Source organism: Methylomicrobium album BG8 (genome assembly GCF_000214275.2).
Lineage (GTDB): Bacteria > Pseudomonadota > Gammaproteobacteria > Methylococcales > Methylomonadaceae > Methylomicrobium > Methylomicrobium agile.
Map to the genome: position 1 here is coordinate 4,284,167 of NZ_CM001475.1, position 16,678 is coordinate 4,300,844.

The following is a 16,678-nucleotide window of genomic DNA, read 5'->3' on the forward strand; positions in this document are numbered from 1 at the left end:
CGGGCGCTACGCCAAAAATAAATCCGGGCAAGTATACACCTTTGCCCGCTTTGCACAACAACCCGTCGCCGCCCGCGAAACACGGAGAACGACAGTCGGCGGCCAATCCGGTAGATTGGTTCGATGGAGAGGAAGTTTCTCTCCTTAAACGGCAAAAGCCAAGGCACTTCCCGTGCTTGGCCTCGATCGGCCGCTTGCTCCGGCGCCCAGGCGCCGAAGCAGGCGGAGTTTCCCTTCAAGATATTTTCGATAACGTTAGAACGGACCATTACCCGAAGTGAACGGCTGGGTATTCGGGCCGGTCAGGTAGGTATCCAGATCGATGCCGGCGGGTTCGACCGTATAATTGACCAAAGGGCTTCCACAATTCGCGGTATCCGCCGCGGCGTTGTTCACGGTAATTGCAGCCGACCAGTAACTGGCATCCGCGCCGATAACTTCAGGATCTTTATACAATTGGCTGCCGTTGTACAGATCGGAGAACCACCAGTCGGCGCGGTTGTTATCGCCATTGCCGCCGCCCTGGTTCTTGTAGATCCGCGAGTCCGCCACGTTGGCCTGCAGGCCGTTGTTCACGTCGACGATCGAAGTGAGCGGAATCGGACGGCCGAAAGCGTCCTTCGGTTTTTTATAAGGCCCCTTCACGTCGTTGGCTTCGTTCTTTTTCAGGTCGCACCAGTTGATGACCGCGACGCGGATCTTCAAGGTCTTGACACAGTCATTTTTGATGGTCGGCGCGGTGATTTTGAACGGGGTAATGGTATTCAATTTGGGCTCCATCGCTCCGTCGCGCCAGTGCAGGGCCCGAACCACGCCGGCAGTATCGACGATTTCCTGCGAGGTCGCGAAAGCCGAGGACATGCCGGCATAGCCGGTGACGTTCAACGACAAGGAGGCCGCCGTGATCGTGCCGTTGCCGTCGCCGCCTTGTTGAATCACCGCGCCCGTCTCGTCGCGCCAGACCGCCGTGCTGCCGTAAGGAAACAGCGCCGTCTGCCCCAATACCGGATAAGCCTGCCCCGACTGACCTTCGGCTCCGGAAGCACAGCCGTGGGTAATGGTAAATCCGTTGTAACTGGCTTTGCCTTCGTCGACCTGATCCCGCACTCCGGTGTGCGCATAGGCATGACCGATGCCCAATGCCGCCACAAACATAAATGATGCTGTCGTTTTTATTGTGGAACGCTTCATTCTGCCCCCCTTAGGCATTTATGATTATTCTTAAAGTTAAACTCGATGCCATTGCGTGCCTTGGACAAATCCCGCCTTTCCGAGTAATGACATACAATGTTATCTTAAGCAAACGCCATGCCATCGTAATTGGCCCTTTTTTTCCCTTACTTTTTATCACTTCCTCAACAGCAATTCCTCGTTCAGCTTCTTTGCCCCAACGGCGATGACCGCCGAAATACCCAACAAAATCGGTCATATAATGCCGTTGACCGATATTCCGGATGCCTGGCCGCCTTTCGGTATTCCGCCCTTCATTGGACACACTCATCATCGCGAATTCATTCCACGGCCTCTAAATTGCGGCATATGACGCGCCTAAACCAAGTTAAATAACATAGTTCAATTAAATGCCCGGAGTTTCCGTTTGCCGCACGGCGGTTCGGCAATACAAATCTTCGGATTCTGAACGGAGCAAGGCACGGGCACGGATAAGCTCGATAAAGGGCACTGTTGTTCCTCTTCGAGGCTCTAATTCTGTCAGCTCGTTGCGCGCAAAGCCGAGTTTCCGGTCTTTACTGTTGACCTTGATCGTGATTCCGGTACTCTACGCTGATGAGCACCCGTTTTAAACGGGATAGCATGCCTCGAAACGGGAAGAAAATCATGGCCCCCAGAATTTACACTTGCCCGATGCATCCCGAAGTGGTCCGCCAGGAAGCCGGATTCTGCCCCAAGTGCGGCATGGCCCTGGAACCCCGCAACGCTTCGGACGAGGAAGGGGAAAACCAAGAACTCGGCGATATGCGGCTAAGGTTTTGGATTAGTCTCGCCCTGTCCTTGCCGGTATTTTTGATGGCGATGCTGCATGACCTGATGCCGGCATTCATCGCCGGCACATTATCCCTACGCCAGCTCCAATGGCTGGAATTCGCCCTGGCCACCCCCGTCGTGTTGTGGGGCGGCTGGCCTTTTTTTCAACGCGGAGGGTCTTCTGTGCTGACTCGCCGCCTGAATATGTTTACCTTGATTGCGTTGGGAATCGGCGTCGCCTGGATTTACAGTGTGCTGGCCTCCTTTCTGCCGCAGATCTTCCCGTCGTCGCTGCGGGATCAGCAGGGTCGGGTGGCGGTGTATTTCGAAGCGGCGGCGGTGATCACGACGCTGGTTTTACTCGGCCAAGTGCTGGAATTGCGGGCCAGAAGCCGAACCAGCGCGGCGATTAAACTGTTGCTGGGATTGGCGCCCAAGACCGCCCGGCTTCACCATGCCGACGGCAGCGAGACGGATATTCCCTTGGAGCAAGTGAAGCCCGGCGATATTCTGCGGGTGCGGCCAGGCGAGAAAATACCGGTGGACGGGATCGTGATCGAAGGCATCAGCGCGGTTGATGAATCGATGGTAACGGGTGAGCCGGTGCCGGTTGAGAAATTGACGGATATGCCGCTGATCGGTGCGACGATTAACGGCACCGGGAGCTTGCTGATGCGTGCCGAACGCGTCGGCAGCGAAACCCTGCTTTCCCAAATTGTGCACATGGTCGGTGAAGCGCAACGCAGCCGGGCGCCGATTCAAAAATTGGCCGATACGGTTTCCGGCTACTTTGTTCCCGCAGTGGTGCTGACGGCCGCCATTACGCTTGTCGTCTGGTGGCGTTGGGGGCCCGAGCCCCGATTGGCCCACGCGGTCGTGAACGCGGTAGCGGTGTTGATTATCGCTTGTCCCTGTGCCCTGGGATTGGCCACCCCGATGTCGATCATGGTCGGTACCGGGCGCGGGGCGACGGCGGGTGTCCTGATTAAAAATGCCGAAGCGCTGGAAGTAATGGAAAAAGTGGACACCCTGGTCGTTGATAAAACCGGCACGCTCACCGAAGGCAAACCGCGACTGATCACGGTCGAGGCGGCCAACGGCTTCACGAAGGAAGAGGTCTTGGCTTATGCGGCCGGTCTGGAACGGGCCAGCGAACATCCGCTTGCGGCGGCGATCGGCAAAGGCGCAGAAGCGCAGGGGCTAAAACCGCTGCCTGTCGCCGAGTTTCAATCGCTGACCGGTAGAGGAGTGGTCGGGATGATAAACGGCAGGAACGTGGCGTTGGGGAATGCGCAGTTGATGAAGGACTCGGGCATCGCGACGGACATTTTGACAAACTCGATGGAGACGTTGCGCCAACAAGGCCAAACGGTGGTAATGATCGGGATCGACGGTAAAGCGGCCGGACTTCTCGGCGTAGCCGATCCGATCAAGCCTACCGCCTTCAAAGCCTTGGCGGACTTGCATAAAGAAGGCATTCGGGTGGTGATGTTAACCGGCGACAATCGCACCACGGCCGAGTTTGTGGCCAAAAGCCTGAGGATCGATCAACTGCAGGCGGAAGTGTTGCCGGAGCAAAAAACCGAGGTGATCAAAAAATTACAGGGTGAAGGCCGTATCGTCGCGATGGCCGGCGACGGTATCAACGATGCGCCGGCCTTGGCGGCGGCCCACATCGGCATCGCGATGGGCACGGGCACGGACGTCGCGATGGAAAGTTCCGGCATTACGCTCGTGAAAGGGGATCTGATGGGGCTGGTCAAAGCCCGCCATTTAAGTCGGGCGACTTTGCGTAATATCCGCCAGAACCTGTTTTTCGCGTTTATCTACAATGCCCTGGGCGTGCCCGTTGCCGCCGGCGCGCTCTATCCGTTTTTCGGTATTCTCTTGTCTCCGATGATTGCGGCGGCCGCGATGAGTCTCAGCTCGGTTTCGGTCATCGGCAATGCGTTGCGGCTCAGGCGGGTGACATTATAAATAGAAATACCTGGCAAGGTGTGTAGAAGAGAATCCTCTTGGGAGCGGCCAACCTTTTCAAACGATATGTCCCATGGACGAAGTAGGGGTAGCGGCAGAATTCGGAAAAAACCTACGTTAAGGGTGCGAAGCGTTCAGCAAGGCCATGATAATAGGGCAAGACACCCCGTCCGCGTTGTGTGAACAGCACTCGACCAAACCGGACAAAGCTTTTTCCATATTCTTCAATCCTTCGATACGCTCCCGAATCGACGAGAGCTTTTTCAGCGCGATATTCCGCGCTTGCTGGCATTGCCGTTCATCTTCGAGGCTCATTAATTCTTTCAGCTCGTCGAGCGAAAAGCCGAGTTTCTGGCCTTGCTTGATGAAACGCACGCGCCGGGCGTCCCTTTCGGTATAACGTCGAATCCCCTTATGCGGCTTTACGGGCTTCGCGAGCAGGCCACGCCGCTGATAATAACGGATGGTCTCGACATTCACCGCTGTCGTTTTCGCCAATTGGCCGATCGTGAAATTTTCATGTGCCATGACACTTGACTCCGTACTTTGGTACAGAGCTTATAGTAAGCCATTCCAAATCACTTTGGCGACTGTCATGAATCCAAAACAAACTCTGATGGCGGCGGTTTTTGCCGGAATCGGCGCAAGCCTATGCTGTGTCGCGCCGTTACTGTTGTTAAGCCTCGGCATTGGCGGCGCTTGGGTGGCAACTCTCACCGCCTTCGAGCCATTGCGGCCGATTTTTCTAGGATTAGCCGCGCTATTTATCGGCCTGTCGTTCCGCAAACTCCATTTAATAAGCCCAGCCTGCGAAACCGGAAAGCCTTGCGCTGAAGAAGACGTGATCCGCAAGCAGCGCTTTATTTTCTGGGGCGTAACCCTCCCGTTAATCGGTTTATTGGCGTTCCCGTGGATCGCTCCTTTCTTTTATTGAGGAATAAGCTGATGAAAACACGTATTTTTCTGTTCTTTCTGGCGTGCGTTGCTACATCCGGCGTCGGGTTGGCCGCGCCCCGCACCGTGACGCTCGATGTCAAAAATATGACCTGTGCCGTCTGTCCGCTTACGGTCAAGAAAGCGCTCGAACGCGTGGCCGGGGTACAGCAGGTTTCAGTCAGCTACGCGGATAAAACCGCGACGGTGCAGTTCGACGATGCGGCTACGTCAGCCGGTCAATTGACCGAAGCCACTAAAAACGCCGGTTATCCGTCTTCTATCCAGGCGGCGCCAAAATGAATGCGGTGATTCTCGAATCCACGCTGACCTGTCCGCAGTGCGGGCACGCCGAGACGGAGATCATGCCGACCGATGCGTGCCAATTTTTCTATGAGTGCAAAGGCTGTGGTGCGCTGCTAAAGCCGAAGAAGGGCGATTGCTGCGTCTTTTGTTCTTACGGCTCGGTCAAATGCCCGCCGATCCAGCAACATAAGCCTTGTTGCGGATAAAAAGTTTTTAGTCACAACCACCGAACTCTGTTGTCGTTCCACTCGCTGGCATCAATCAACCTTCTTTGCAGGGAGAAACGCAGAATTAGCACGTAAGGCATTGCCCTATGTGCTATTCGTCCTAAGAGCTAAATAGAAATCCCGATTCGACCGAGCAACCAAACCTGAGATGTGGCTTGCCTCGCGATCCACGCTCATGGCGCCTTCCAGCAAATTGAAGCTAAGCCGGTCTTCGCCGTTCACCAGCGGCCCTACCTCGCGCTTGAGCGTAGCGATTTCTTCGGCGCAGTCCATGCCTTGAATCTTGAATCGCAGGGTTGTCGATGGCGTAGCAGGCTCGCTGGACAGGCGATCTCCCTGGCGCTCAGCGCAGCAGCCGTCCCCGGCTTGCGGCGGACCGCTGGGCGGTTGACGGGATTTAACCAGCTGGTAAAGAGCCGGCAGCACCAACAGCGTCAGCAGCGTCGATGACAAGATGCCGCCGATCACCACCGTCGCCAGCGGACGCTGCACCTCCGCGCCGGTGCCGGTCGCCAGCGCCATCGGGATGAATCCCAGGGAAGCCACCAACGCGGTCATCAACACCGGCCGCAACCGGACCAGCGCGCCTTCGCGGACCGCTCGTTCCAGTGCCAACCCGTCTTGGCGCAATTTATTGATGAAGGTAATCAGCACCAAGCCGTTGAGCACCGCCACGCCGGACAGCGCGATAAAGCCGACCGCCGCCGAAATCGACAGCGGAATGCCTCGCAGCCACAGCGCCACGATGCCGCCGGTCAGGGCGAACGGCACGCCGGTGAATACCAGCAAACCGTCGCGGATATTGCCGAAAGTGGCGTACAGCAATAAAAATATAATCGATAATGCCAACGGCACGACCACTTGCAACCGTTCGGCGGCGGCGATCATCTGTTCGAATTGGCCGCCCCAGGCGACCCAGCAACCGGCGGGCAGCTTGATCTCGGTACCGATCTTTTGCCGGGCTTCCGCGACGAAAGAACCCAAATCCCGGCCGCGCACATTGGCGGTCAATACGACGCGGCGTTTACCGTTTTCGCGGCTGATCTGGTTAGGTCCTTGCGTCACTTCAAAGTCGGCCACCGTGCCCAGCAAGATCAAGGTTTGCCGCTCGGCGGCTTGCCGAGCGGGCAGCGGGATCGGAATTTGCCGCATCGCGTCGGGATCGCTGCGCAGGGCTTCCGGCAGGCGTACCAATAAGTCGAAGCGGCGGTCGCCTTCAAAAATTTCCCCGGCTTTGGCGCCGCCCATCGCCGCCTGCACCGCTTGCTGAACGTCGCGCGTATTCAGGCCGAAACGCGCCAACATGTCCCGCTTCATCCGTACGGTCAACAACGGCAAGCCGGTCATCTGCTCGACTTTGACGTCCGACGCGCCCGGCACTTTTTCCAGTACCCGGCTCATTTGTCCGGCCGTTTCCAGCAGCGTGTCCAGATCGTCGCCGAAGACTTTGACGGCGACATCGGCCCGAACGCCGGATAATAGTTCGTTGAAACGCATTTTGATCGGCTGGGTGAACTCGTAATTGTTGCCGGGCGCCTCCTTGGCCGCCTGTTCCAAAGCCGCCAGTAAATCCGCTTTGGAACGGCCGGGATCGGGCCATGCGGAACGCTCTTTCAACATGATGAAGGTATCCGCGACGCTGGGCGGCATCGGGTCGGTGGCAATCTCGGCCGTGCCGATCTTGGCGAATACACGTTCGACTTCCAGAAAGGCGCTGATTTTCTTTTCGAGCGTGTGCTGCATGTCGATCGCTTGCGACAAACTGGTGCCGGGAATGCGCAGCGCATGCATGGCGATATCGCCTTCATCCAGCGTGGGAATGAATTCCGAGCCCAGGCGCGTAGCCAGCAGCAAACTCAACCCCACCAGCACCGTGGCGCCCGTCAACACGACCGGCGTATTCGTCAAGGCTCCTTCCAGCAGCGGCCGGTAGGCTTGTTGCGCAAAACGCATAGCCGGATTTTCTTTTTCGGCCATCCGGTCGCCGATAAAAACCGCGAGCGCGGCGGGGATAAAGGTGATGGAAAGCAGCATCGCGCCCACTAACGCGGCCACGACGGTAAACGCCATCGGATGGAACATTTTGCCTTCGACGCCGGATAGCGTGAATATCGGCAAATACACCGTAATGATAATGGCTTGGCCGAACAACAGCGCCCGCCTTGCTTCCTGCGAGGCGTCGAACACCGCATCGAGCCGTTCTTTTAACGACAAAGGCCGTTGCAGCCGGTGGTGTTCCAATGCCAAGCGGCGGACGCAATTTTCCACGATGACCACCGCGCCGTCGACGATAATGCCGAAATCCAGGGCGCCGAGACTCATCAAATTGGCGCTGACGCCTTGCGCGACCATGCCGGTGATCGTGAACAGCATCACCAGCGGAATCACCGCGGTGGTGATCAACGCGGCGCGCAGGTTGCCGAGGAAGAGAAACAAGATGGCGACGACCAGCAGCGCTCCTTCCAGCAGGTTGTTCCTGACCGTGGCGACGGTTTTATCGACCAGAATGCGGCGGTCGTAAACCGGCTTGGCTTTAACGCCGACCGGCAAGCTGCGGTTGATTTCGGCGAGTTTTTCGCCGGCCGCCTGCGAGACTTGGCGGCTGTTTTCACCGATCAGCATGAACACCGTGCCGAGCACGGCTTCACGGCCGTTTTCGGTGGCGGCGCCGGCGCGCAGTTCCTTGCCGAGCAAGACCTCGGCGACATCGCGGATGAAGATCGGCGTGCCTTGATAATTGCCGACGATAATGCGGCCGATTTCGTCCAGGGTTTTGACCTGGCCGGGGACCCGGATCAGATATTGTTCGCCATGATGTTCGATATAACCGGCGCCGATATTGTCATTGTTGCTTTCCAAAGCCGTCAGCACATCGCGGAAACTCAGCCCGTAAGCAATCAGTTTTTCGGGGTGCGGCGTAACGTGGTATTGCTTGACGTAGCCGCCGATCGTGTTGACTTCGGTGACGCCGGGGACGGTGCGCAATTGCGGACGCACGATCCAGTCTTCGAGGATGCGCAAATCGGTTTCGTTGTACGGCTCGCCATCGGCTTTGCGCGCTTCGGGTTCGGCGTTTACCGTCCACATGAAGATTTCGCCGAGGCCGGTCGCGATCGGCCCCATCGTCGGCTCCAATCCCGGCGGCAACTGGCTTTTCGCCTCCTGGATACGCTGGCTGACGAGCTGCCTGGCGAAATAAATGTCCGTGCCGTCCTTGAAGATAACGGTTACTTGGGACAAGCCGTAGCGGGACAGAGAGCGCGTCTGTTCCAGCCCCGGCAAGCCGGCCATGACGACCTCGATCGGGAACGTGACGCGCTGTTCCGCTTCCAGCGGCGAATAGCCGGGCGCGGCCGTGTTGACCTGCACCTGGACGTTGGTGATGTCCGGCACCGCGTCGATCGGCAGGCGCAGGACATTGTAGATGCCCAGTGCGGCGGCTGCGGCGGTGGCGAGCAAAACGAGCCGGCGGTTGTGGATGGAGAATTTTAAAATACGTTCGAACATGCCGATTTCTCCTTAATGCTCATGCGCCGCGCCGGCCTTGCCCAGTTCCGCTTTCAATACGAAGCTGTTAGCCGCTGCATAATGTTCGCCGGCCGCAAGCCCCTGCAAAACCTCAGCCCGGCTGGCATCGCGCCGCCCCAGCCGCAAGGGGCGCACTTCGAATTGGTCGCCGACCTGCACAAACACCGCTTCGGCATCGTGCCAGGTCTGCACGCCTTCGAGCATCACCGCGACCGGCACGGCGGCTTTTTCTTCAATGACTTCGATATTGACGAACAGGCCGGGACGCCAACGCTGTTCCGGATTGTCGATATGCACGTGCCCAGGCGCCGAACGGGTTTGCTCACCGACCAAGGCGCCCAGATAGTCGATCGTCGCTTCGGCTTCCAAACCCAGTTCCGGCGCTTTGACGCGCACTTTCTGGCCGACATTGACCCGGTTCAAGTCGTTGGCCGGCACGCTGAAATTGCCCCACACTTGGCTCAGGTCGGCAATGACCAAGACGGTGGCATCGGCTTGCACGGACTCGCCGACCACCAGATGTTTTTCAATCACGGTGCCGTTCAGCGGCGAGCGAAGTTCATAACGGGCCAGATTGCCCGGGTATTTGCGAGGATCGGCCTCAAGGCCCAAAGCTTCCAACTGGTCCTTGGCCGTGGCCACAGCGATTTCGGCTTCCGCCAGTTGCGTTTTGGCCTGCAAATAATCCTGCTCGGCGGAAATCTTTTCCCGCCATAATTGGGCTTCGCGCCGGTACAACGAACGGGCCAGCTCCAAACGTTTGCGGGCGGTCGCCAGACGGCTTTTCAAATCCGCCAGGTCGCGGCTTTCCAGCACGGCCAGCACTTCTCCCTGAGCGACGGCTTCGCCCAGCTTTTTACGCGCGTCCACGACCACACCGCCGACGCGGGGCACGACATGCGCAAAACGGTTCTGGTCGAATTCGATCGTGCCCGGCAATTTCAACACGCTTTCGATCTCGGCCGGCCCCGCCGTCTCGACCGTAATGCCGGCGCTTTTGAGGGAGGCCGGGGACAATTGCACCCGGCCTTCCACCTGGGAATAAGCGAATTGATAAGCGTTGCCGCCGAAACGCGCGTTGACAGCGACGTCAAAGGAATGCGGCTCTTCCACGACCGCATCGCCGATCAGATAATCGGCTTCCGGTTTAAAACGGAAGGTCTCGCTGCGCCCGCCGAAACGATGCAAGGTGATGTCCGCTTGCACTTGTCCGGGCGGGAGCGGTTTTTCGTTCTGGTAAGGGTAAATGCGGAATTGCGGCGGAACGCCGGTTTCGTAGATCACGATTTCCAGCGCGAAACCGTTTTTCGTCAACAGCCGGCCGTGATGCGGGCCGCGCGGAAACGTTTCGCTTTGCCCGGCAGACCCGGCATGTTCCTCTTCATCGTTGGCGACCGGCGGCTTCAACGTGAGAATCATGCCGGCCAGCACGATGCCGGCAACGAACAGGCCGATGATGACGATTAAAGATTTTCGATTCATTTCAAGTCCTCGTTGACAGCGCCGCCGATCAGCCGCTCAAGGTCGGCAAGATTTTGATGGTAGGCGACCAGAGCGCGTAGATATTGGCCTTTGGCGTTAAACAGCGTGCGCTGGGTGTCCAAAACGTCCAGCAAGGCGAATTTTCCGAGACGGTAGCCTTTTTGCACGGCCTGATAGGCGCTTTCGGCCTGCGGTAGAATCGTGAACCGGAAAGTTTCGATTTCGGCGCGGACGGCATCGAGATTCAAGTAAGTGGTATTCAGTTCGGTGCCGACGCGGACTTCGGCGGATTGCAGCTCGTCGGCCGTTTTGCTGTGGCGCCGTTCCGCCGCCTGAATGTTGCCCTGATTCCGATCGAAGACCGGCAACGGCAGGGAAACGCCCACATTGACGACATAGTCTTGATTCGCCAGGTAATTGCTGCCGCCGAACGTCACGGTCAGATCGGGAATGGCTTTGGCTTTTTCCGATTGCACCAGCGCTTGCTGTTGCGACAGTTCGGACGCCCAACGGCTGAGTTCCGGGCTTTGCGTCAGCCGGTCGGTCAACGACTGCAACGACGGCAGCGTTTTGATGGCTTCGAGATCCCCCCGGACGGTTGAAAACTCCGGCTTCGTGCTGCCCCAATAGGCGGCCAGCTTTTTCTTGGCCGCCTCCAGTTCCCGCTCGGTGCGCAGCATTTCACTTTGGGTCGTTGCCAACGCCACGGCAACGCGGGTTTCTTCAATCGGCGACACCTTGCCGGCTTTGACTTGGTTGCCGACCGTGTCGACGACTTGTTGCGCCAGTTGCTGCGAATGCCGCGCAAGATCGGTGCGAGCTTGTGCGCCCAGCACCTCGATAAACGCCTGCGCCGCACTGGCCAATACGGTCACGCGCTTGATTTCATACGCCCAATTCGCCACCTCCCGGCCGGCTTCCGCGACCTGGATGCGGGCGGCGCGCTTGCCGCCCAGTTCGATCAATTGGCTGAGTTGCAGCGTGACGGCATCGCCGTCGAAACCTTTGGCGGCGCTGTTGGCGAAATTCGCCGCACTGGCGCCGAACACCGGGTTTGGAAACAGCCCGGCTTGCAGCGCGAGGGCTTCCTGCGCACGGACTTCCTCGGAAAAGGCCGCCAAATCCGGGTTGCCGGTCAGCGTTCGGGCAAGCGCCTGTTGCAGTGTCAGGCGGTTGCCGGCAACCGCCGGCTGTTGATGGCCGGGACGATGAATCGGTAAGGGCGCTGGCCCATTCGTATCCGGTGCCTCTGGCGAGGCCAGTGCGTTAAACGATACGCTGGACGACAGCAAAATCGCCGCCAGTTTCCCGGCAGCCGTGGGATTGTCAAAGAAAAACACGGAGGGTCTCCCAAAAATTGTAAGACTATTTTCCGCCAATCCGGGGCGGAAAAAGACGAACCGCCCGAAGACGGATAAGATTTTGAGAGTTGGCTTAAATCAAAAGGACGACGCAGCGTCTTAGGGCAGGATTCGACGAAATGGGATTGTTCGTCGTGAAGAGGCGATAAGGGTTTAAGAGGGCCGATTGAAGTACGGCAATCAACAAGACGGCGGCGGCCGTCAGGGCCCAGCCGATGTCGATGAGATGCTGCAGTATCGGTTCAAGCGTGTAATGGCCACCCTGGTCTTTCTCGCCGACGGGCAAATCGAGACAAGGCTTGACCTGATCAGGGCCTTGCAGATTGAAAACCGGCGGCTTCTGTTGCAAAGAACTGGAGCCGGCATGAGCCGAAACAACGGCTTGATGAGCTTCCCGAGGAGCGCCGGACGGGATTAACGACTCCCGCGTATGATCGTGGCCTGCCCGTTCCACCGCGACATGACCGTTCTGGCCGAAACACAAGACAAAAGGAGACAAGGCGCCATAGCCGAAAAACAGCTGGCAAATCAGCGCGACAAGCACATAGCTTGCAATTGATTTGGATAAAGCGTTTCGGCTACGGATTTGCATTATCCGATTATTTCATCAAATGAGAGGGACATCAAGTAGGCGGCTTTTCTCGTCAGCCCGCTAAAGCACAGAGCAACCAGCCATTCTATATGGTGTCAGAGGGGCTGCATTGAGTGGCGATGCCCAACGGTTTTCCGCCGCGACAAACGGTTTATGGCCATGTCGGGCAATGGAATAAACGCGGCGTATGGGCCAGGAGAGAACGGCCGCAATCACTTGCTGCTCGGAAACCGTACACAAGCCTTTACGCACCGCCATGTTAAAAATTACGCATGCAAAATGCGTTTAATGTTTTGCCGGACAGCTTCTTTAGCGTACGATTTTTCCGAATTCCGTCCGTGCTTACCCCATAAAGAAAAAAGACCCGGACCCTCCGCATTGCACGGCACATCCGGGTTGAAGACATTGATCGAGAGCATTCGAAAAAATACTTTGAACAATGAAAGAGCCACGTATCGGTTTAAGCGAGTGAGAGAAGCATAGCATCGCTCGGTTAGGGAAATGCGCTATCCCATTCCTTTCCCTGCAGGTAGCGCCAAGCATAGCCATGACATCAATCATTAAGCACATAGCATGCCAGAAAATAGGCGTTGCTGACGGACCGGTATCTTGCGAAAGGGCTTATTTTCCGCGGACAATCCGATGCCGTCTCCCGGTAAAGCTGTTTTTTTGCCGGCGCCGAAGCCATCGACCCGGCCGCGAGGCAGCCCTTTTCGATCGGACCGATCACCGCTGTGTCAAATGCCGCATCATTTTTCCATATTTTGTTCAATGCAGGCGCCTAAAAGGCGGCTTGGCGCCGAACCAGGTCATATGCCACAAAATGGATGCGTTAATTGACATAGCGCAATTGGCTATGCCTCCATGATTTGCCGCCACAACAGCCCGACCTGCTCGCTCAACTCCGCCGCCTCGGGTTGGCCGATTTCCGCGCGCTCGTCCTGCAGAACCAGCTTGTGGCCGTAATCGCGGTAAGCGCAATAGGCCGCCTTGAGCGTTTCGGCATCTGCTCCGGACAAAAATCCGGCCTCCGCCAGACCGTCCAGTTGCCTGATATTGTCGGTGTAGGTCGTCAGGGAAGGATGATCTGCCGCCTGGCTCAACACCCCGTACTGCACGAGGAACTCGATGTCCGCGATGCCGCCCTTGCTCTGCTTGAGGTCGAATTTTCCGTTTTCCCTGGGCGTCAGCGCGGCGCGCATTTTTTCGCGCATCTCGCGGACTTCTTTTTTTAACGCCTCGGCATCCCTCGGCAAACTCAGGATTGCGTGCCGCACCGCTTCGTATTTCGCTTTCAGCCGCGGATCGCCGGCGATGAAACGGCCCCGCACCAGCGCCTGGCGCTCCCATGTCCATGCCTGGTTTTTCTGGTAATCTTCATAGCCATTGATGTGGCACACCAACAAACCGGAGTCGCCGTTGGGCCGAAGGCGCATGTCGACTTCGTAGAGCACGCCGGACAGCATCCGGGTATCGAGGATGTGCCGGACCCGCTGGCCGAGCCTGCCGTAAAACTGGATGGCCGAAATCGGCTTGTTCCCCGAAGTCGACGCATTGCCGTCCGCGCAGTCGTAGATGAATACCAGATCGAGGTCGGAGCCGTAGCCGAGCTCGATACCGCCGAACTTGCCAAGGCCGATGACGCCGAATCCGGTGCGTTCGCCGTCGCTGCCGGGCGGATGGCCGTGCTTCTGCGCGAGCGCCCGCCAGGCGCATTCGACGGTTTTTTCGACGATGCTTTCGGCGATATAGGTCAGGTAGTCGCTGACCACCATCAGGGGCACCGCGCCCATCAAATCGGCGGCCGCGACCTTCAGCACCTGCTGCTGCTTGAACTGGCGGAGCAGAATCATCGCCTGCTCCATTTCCTCCACGCCGACCGCTTGCAGCAGCCGGTCCAACTGTTCGGCGAGATCCTGTTTCTTCAGCGGCGCGAACAGCGTCCGGGCGTCGATCAGCTCGTCGAACACCACCGGGTATTGCGCCAGATAGCGGCAGATCCAGGAACTGGCGGCGGCCAACCGGAGCAGCAGCGCCAGGGCTTGCGGATTTTCGGACAGCAAGGCCAGGTAAACGTTTCGGCCCGCGACCGCAATAAAGATGTCCAGCACCCGTTTGAACACTTCATCGGGCCGCTCGAATTCGCGCATCGCCTCCAGCACCTGCGGCATCAGGCGGTCCAGGACAGCGGCGCCTTTCGCGGTCAGCCGGCGCACCGCCGCCGAAGCCTTGAATTCCCTGAGGCTTTCGCGAGTCGCCTCGGGATCGGTAAAACCGCAGGCCGCGAGCCGTTCGGCATCGTCGCCGCTCCCGTTCCAGATCAGCCGGCCGGCTTCCCGATGATTTTCCTGCCTGGACAGTGAAAACACTTGGTCGAACACTTCGTGCACGGCTTTTCTGACCCGGTCCAGCTCCTGTTTAAACGCATCCCAGCCGGAAAAACCGAGCGAATAGGCCAGCGCCGCGCGGGCCTCGGGCGATACCGGCAGATCGTGCGCCTGCCTGTCCTGGTATTCCTGAATGTGGTTTTCGACGATGCGCAGGAACACGTAGGACTTTTGCAACTGACCGGCGTCTTCGGCGGTCAGCAGATTCAATTCGCCGAGGCGTTTCAGCACCGCCAGGATGCCGCGCTGCTGCAGCGACTTTTCCTTGCCGCCGCGGATCAACTGAAACGCCTGGCCGATGAATTCGATCTCTCTGATCCCGCCCGGTCCGAGCTTGACGTTTTCCATCCGGTCCTTGCGTTTCAATTCCTGGGTAATCTGCTGCTTCAGCGAGCGCAATTCCTCGAACGCGCCGTAATCGAGATAGCGCCGGTAAACGAAGGGCTGCAGCATCGCCATCAACTGACTGCCGGCCTTGAAGTCGCCCGCCACCTGCCTCGCCTTGATCATCGCGTAGCGTTCCCATTCGCGCGCCTGGGTCAGGTAGTAGTTTTCCATCCCGTCGAAGGTCATGATCACCGCGCCGCTGTCGCCGTAAGGCCGCAACCGGATGTCGGTCCGGAACACGAAACCGTCCACGGTCATGTCGTCGAGCACCCGCACCAGGCTCTGGCAGAGGCGGGTAAAAAATTCGCCGTAGCTGGTTTCCTTGCGGTCCGGCAGCACGCCTTCTTCCGGAAAGGCGAAAATCAGGTCGATGTCGGACGAATAGTTCAGCTCGTAGGCGCCGAGCTTGCCCATCCCGAGCACGACGATCTGCTGGGGGCTGCCGTCCTTCAGCAGCGGCGCGCCGCGCTTGGCGGTCGCCTGCCGGTACAGGAAATCGAGCGCGTACTGGACGCAGGCGTCCGCCAGCAGCGACAGGTCCATCAGGGTTTCCGGCAGCTCCGACCAGCCGGCCAGATCGCGCCAGGCGATCCGCACCATCTCGCGGTTGCGGAATTTCCGGAGCCCGGCCATCAGCGCACTCTCGGAATCGGGGTCCAACGCGTCCAGCCTGGCCTTGTAACAGTCGGCCGGATAAGCGCGCGTCAGGTCGCCGGAATCGGCCAGATCGATCAGCAGTTCCGGACGTTTGCAGCACTGTTCGGCGACAAACGCGCTGCCACACCAGACTTTCGGCAGCGATGCCGCCACCTCGGGCAGATCGGGCATCTTCAGGTTCAGCTCGGCCAGCCGTTCGGTGATTTTCTGCAGATTGGCGGCATGCGCGGCTTGTAATTCGGACGGAACGGCGAGGGCGGATTCGGCGTGATTCATGGGCGGCTCGATAGGAATTTTGAAACGGGACATAATAACCATAAAATAAAGCGCAATATAGATTGATCGCCGGAACCGGGCATCCGTGCGGCGATGCTTTCTGCCCCATCGATTTTAAATCGGTTTATAAATGGACGACTATGCGCGACAGCAACGGGACGGCATCCGGCGACGGCCAGGATTACCTCCTCATGATTTTGACCAAGACCCGCAACGACAAGCAACTTGCTTTCACGATATTCGCGCAATTGTTCGCCGAACTGCCGGAGCAGTTGGAGACCATCCAGAACGCGCTCAACCGCCGGCAATACGACCAGGCCCGGCAAATCACCCACAAGCTGCACGGCTCGCTGAGTTTTTGCGGCCTCGAAAACATTCGGAGGCGAGCCCACAATCTCGAACGGAGCCTGGCCGACAACGAATTGGGCGCGATCAGCCGCTATTGGTTTCAACTGCAGCAGGGCATATTCGATTTTACCGATCAACAGCAGGCGCTGCTGGAGGCCCTGTCCGAGGAAAAGGCTTTGCCGCCTCTCGAATGAAGCGCTCCGCCGCGCCTGCTCGTAAAAAAACCGGGCGTTC

13 protein-coding genes are annotated in these 16,678 nt (G+C 58.2%); 5 read left to right on the forward strand and 8 right to left on the reverse strand.

Annotated elements, in window-relative coordinates; genetic code table 11:
* Window positions 1-255 precede the first annotated feature (255 nt).
* Together METAL_RS18690 and METAL_RS21285 are read right to left on the reverse strand one after the other, a co-directional pair.
* Entirely contained in the window at window positions 256-1,155 is a 900-nt protein-coding gene (locus tag METAL_RS18690; protein WP_005374880.1) for a hypothetical protein, read from the reverse strand.
* 46 nt (window positions 1,156-1,201) lie between these two features.
* Window positions 1,202-1,429 carry a hypothetical protein gene (locus tag METAL_RS21285; protein WP_157203387.1) on the reverse strand — a complete coding sequence of 76 codons (228 nt, stop codon included), beginning with the start codon at window positions 1,427-1,429 and terminating at the stop codon, window positions 1,202-1,204.
* Window positions 1,430-1,836: 407 nt separating this feature from the next.
* On the opposite strand from METAL_RS21285, the gene METAL_RS18695 reads away from it, so the two are divergent.
* Complete coding sequence (locus tag METAL_RS18695) at window positions 1,837-3,960, forward strand: copper-transporting P-type ATPase (RefSeq protein ID WP_005374881.1); 2,124 nt, start codon at window positions 1,837-1,839, stop codon at window positions 3,958-3,960.
* Window positions 3,961-4,077: 117 nt separating this feature from the next.
* On the opposite strand, the gene merR is transcribed toward METAL_RS18695, so the two are convergent.
* Window positions 4,078-4,488: a mercury resistance transcriptional regulator MerR gene (merR, locus tag METAL_RS18700; RefSeq protein ID WP_005374884.1), complete on the reverse strand. Its 411-nt coding sequence runs from the start codon at window positions 4,486-4,488 to the stop codon at window positions 4,078-4,080.
* Between the two features lie 67 nt (window positions 4,489-4,555).
* On the opposite strand from merR, the gene METAL_RS18705 reads away from it, so the two are divergent.
* From METAL_RS18705 to METAL_RS18715, 3 genes are read left to right on the forward strand one after another with little or no spacing between them, the layout of a single operon-like run.
* The gene (locus METAL_RS18705) at window positions 4,556-4,894 is read left to right on the forward strand and encodes a mercuric transporter MerT family protein (RefSeq protein ID WP_005374886.1); all 339 of its coding nucleotides are present in this window, start codon (window positions 4,556-4,558) and stop codon (window positions 4,892-4,894) included.
* 11 nt (window positions 4,895-4,905) lie between these two features.
* Window positions 4,906-5,196 carry a mercury resistance system periplasmic binding protein MerP gene (merP, locus tag METAL_RS18710; protein ID WP_005374888.1) on the forward strand — a complete coding sequence of 97 codons (291 nt, stop codon included), beginning with the start codon at window positions 4,906-4,908 and terminating at the stop codon, window positions 5,194-5,196.
* Window positions 5,193-5,405: a GDCCVxC domain-containing (seleno)protein gene (locus METAL_RS18715; protein WP_005374890.1), complete on the forward strand. Its 213-nt coding sequence runs from the start codon at window positions 5,193-5,195 to the stop codon at window positions 5,403-5,405. The genes merP and METAL_RS18715 overlap by 4 nt, the downstream gene beginning before the upstream one ends.
* 105 nt (window positions 5,406-5,510) lie before the next feature.
* Here METAL_RS18715 and METAL_RS18720 read toward each other — a convergent pair whose 3' ends face one another.
* The 5 genes from METAL_RS18720 to glnE all read right to left on the reverse strand — a co-directional run bounded on the left by METAL_RS18720 (window position 5,511) and on the right by glnE (window position 16,096).
* On the reverse strand, window positions 5,511-8,933 hold the full coding sequence (locus METAL_RS18720; RefSeq protein ID WP_005374892.1) for an efflux RND transporter permease subunit: 3,423 nt from the start codon (window positions 8,931-8,933) through the stop codon (window positions 5,511-5,513).
* Between the two features lie 12 nt (window positions 8,934-8,945).
* On the reverse strand, window positions 8,946-10,436 hold the full coding sequence (locus tag METAL_RS18725; RefSeq protein ID WP_005374893.1) for an efflux RND transporter periplasmic adaptor subunit: 1,491 nt from the start codon (window positions 10,434-10,436) through the stop codon (window positions 8,946-8,948).
* Window positions 10,433-11,776 (reverse strand): TolC family protein, encoded by a 1,344-nt coding sequence (locus tag METAL_RS18730; RefSeq protein ID WP_005374895.1) that lies wholly within the window; start codon window positions 11,774-11,776, stop codon window positions 10,433-10,435. Before METAL_RS18730 ends, METAL_RS18725 begins: the two co-directional genes overlap by 4 nt.
* A gap of 94 nt (window positions 11,777-11,870) precedes the next feature.
* Window positions 11,871-12,341 carry a hypothetical protein gene (locus tag METAL_RS18735; protein ID WP_157203388.1) on the reverse strand — a complete coding sequence of 157 codons (471 nt, stop codon included), beginning with the start codon at window positions 12,339-12,341 and terminating at the stop codon, window positions 11,871-11,873.
* 902 nt (window positions 12,342-13,243) lie between these two features.
* The gene (gene glnE / locus METAL_RS18745; protein WP_005374903.1) at window positions 13,244-16,096 is read right to left on the reverse strand and encodes a bifunctional [glutamate--ammonia ligase]-adenylyl-L-tyrosine phosphorylase/[glutamate--ammonia-ligase] adenylyltransferase; all 2,853 of its coding nucleotides are present in this window, start codon (window positions 16,094-16,096) and stop codon (window positions 13,244-13,246) included.
* Between the two features lie 140 nt (window positions 16,097-16,236).
* Between glnE and METAL_RS18750 the strand changes: the two genes are divergently transcribed.
* Complete coding sequence (locus METAL_RS18750) at window positions 16,237-16,638, forward strand: Hpt domain-containing protein (protein WP_245549421.1); 402 nt, start codon at window positions 16,237-16,239, stop codon at window positions 16,636-16,638.
* The last annotated feature ends 40 nt before the right edge of the window (window positions 16,639-16,678 follow it).

Coding starts and splice junctions, on each gene's coding strand:
- glnE (WP_005374903.1), bottom strand. CDS start 16,096: ATGAATCACGCCGAATCCGCCCTCGCCGTTCCGTCCGAATTACAAGCC.
- merP (WP_005374888.1), top strand. CDS start 4,906: ATGAAAACACGTATTTTTCTGTTCTTTCTGGCGTGCGTTGCTACATCC.
- METAL_RS18690 (WP_005374880.1), bottom strand. CDS start 1,155: ATGTTTGTGGCGGCATTGGGCATCGGTCATGCCTATGCGCACACCGGA.
- METAL_RS18715 (WP_005374890.1), top strand. CDS start 5,193: ATGAATGCGGTGATTCTCGAATCCACGCTGACCTGTCCGCAGTGCGGG.
- METAL_RS18750 (WP_245549421.1), top strand. CDS start 16,237: ATGCGCGACAGCAACGGGACGGCATCCGGCGACGGCCAGGATTACCTC.
- METAL_RS21285 (WP_157203387.1), bottom strand. CDS start 1,429: ATGACCGATTTTGTTGGGTATTTCGGCGGTCATCGCCGTTGGGGCAAA.
- merR (WP_005374884.1), bottom strand. CDS start 4,488: ATGGCACATGAAAATTTCACGATCGGCCAATTGGCGAAAACGACAGCG.
- METAL_RS18695 (WP_005374881.1), top strand. CDS start 1,837: ATGGCCCCCAGAATTTACACTTGCCCGATGCATCCCGAAGTGGTCCGC.
- METAL_RS18725 (WP_005374893.1), bottom strand. CDS start 10,436: ATGAATCGAAAATCTTTAATCGTCATCATCGGCCTGTTCGTTGCCGGC.
- METAL_RS18720 (WP_005374892.1), bottom strand. CDS start 8,933: ATGTTCGAACGTATTTTAAAATTCTCCATCCACAACCGCCGGCTCGTT.
- METAL_RS18705 (WP_005374886.1), top strand. CDS start 4,556: ATGAATCCAAAACAAACTCTGATGGCGGCGGTTTTTGCCGGAATCGGC.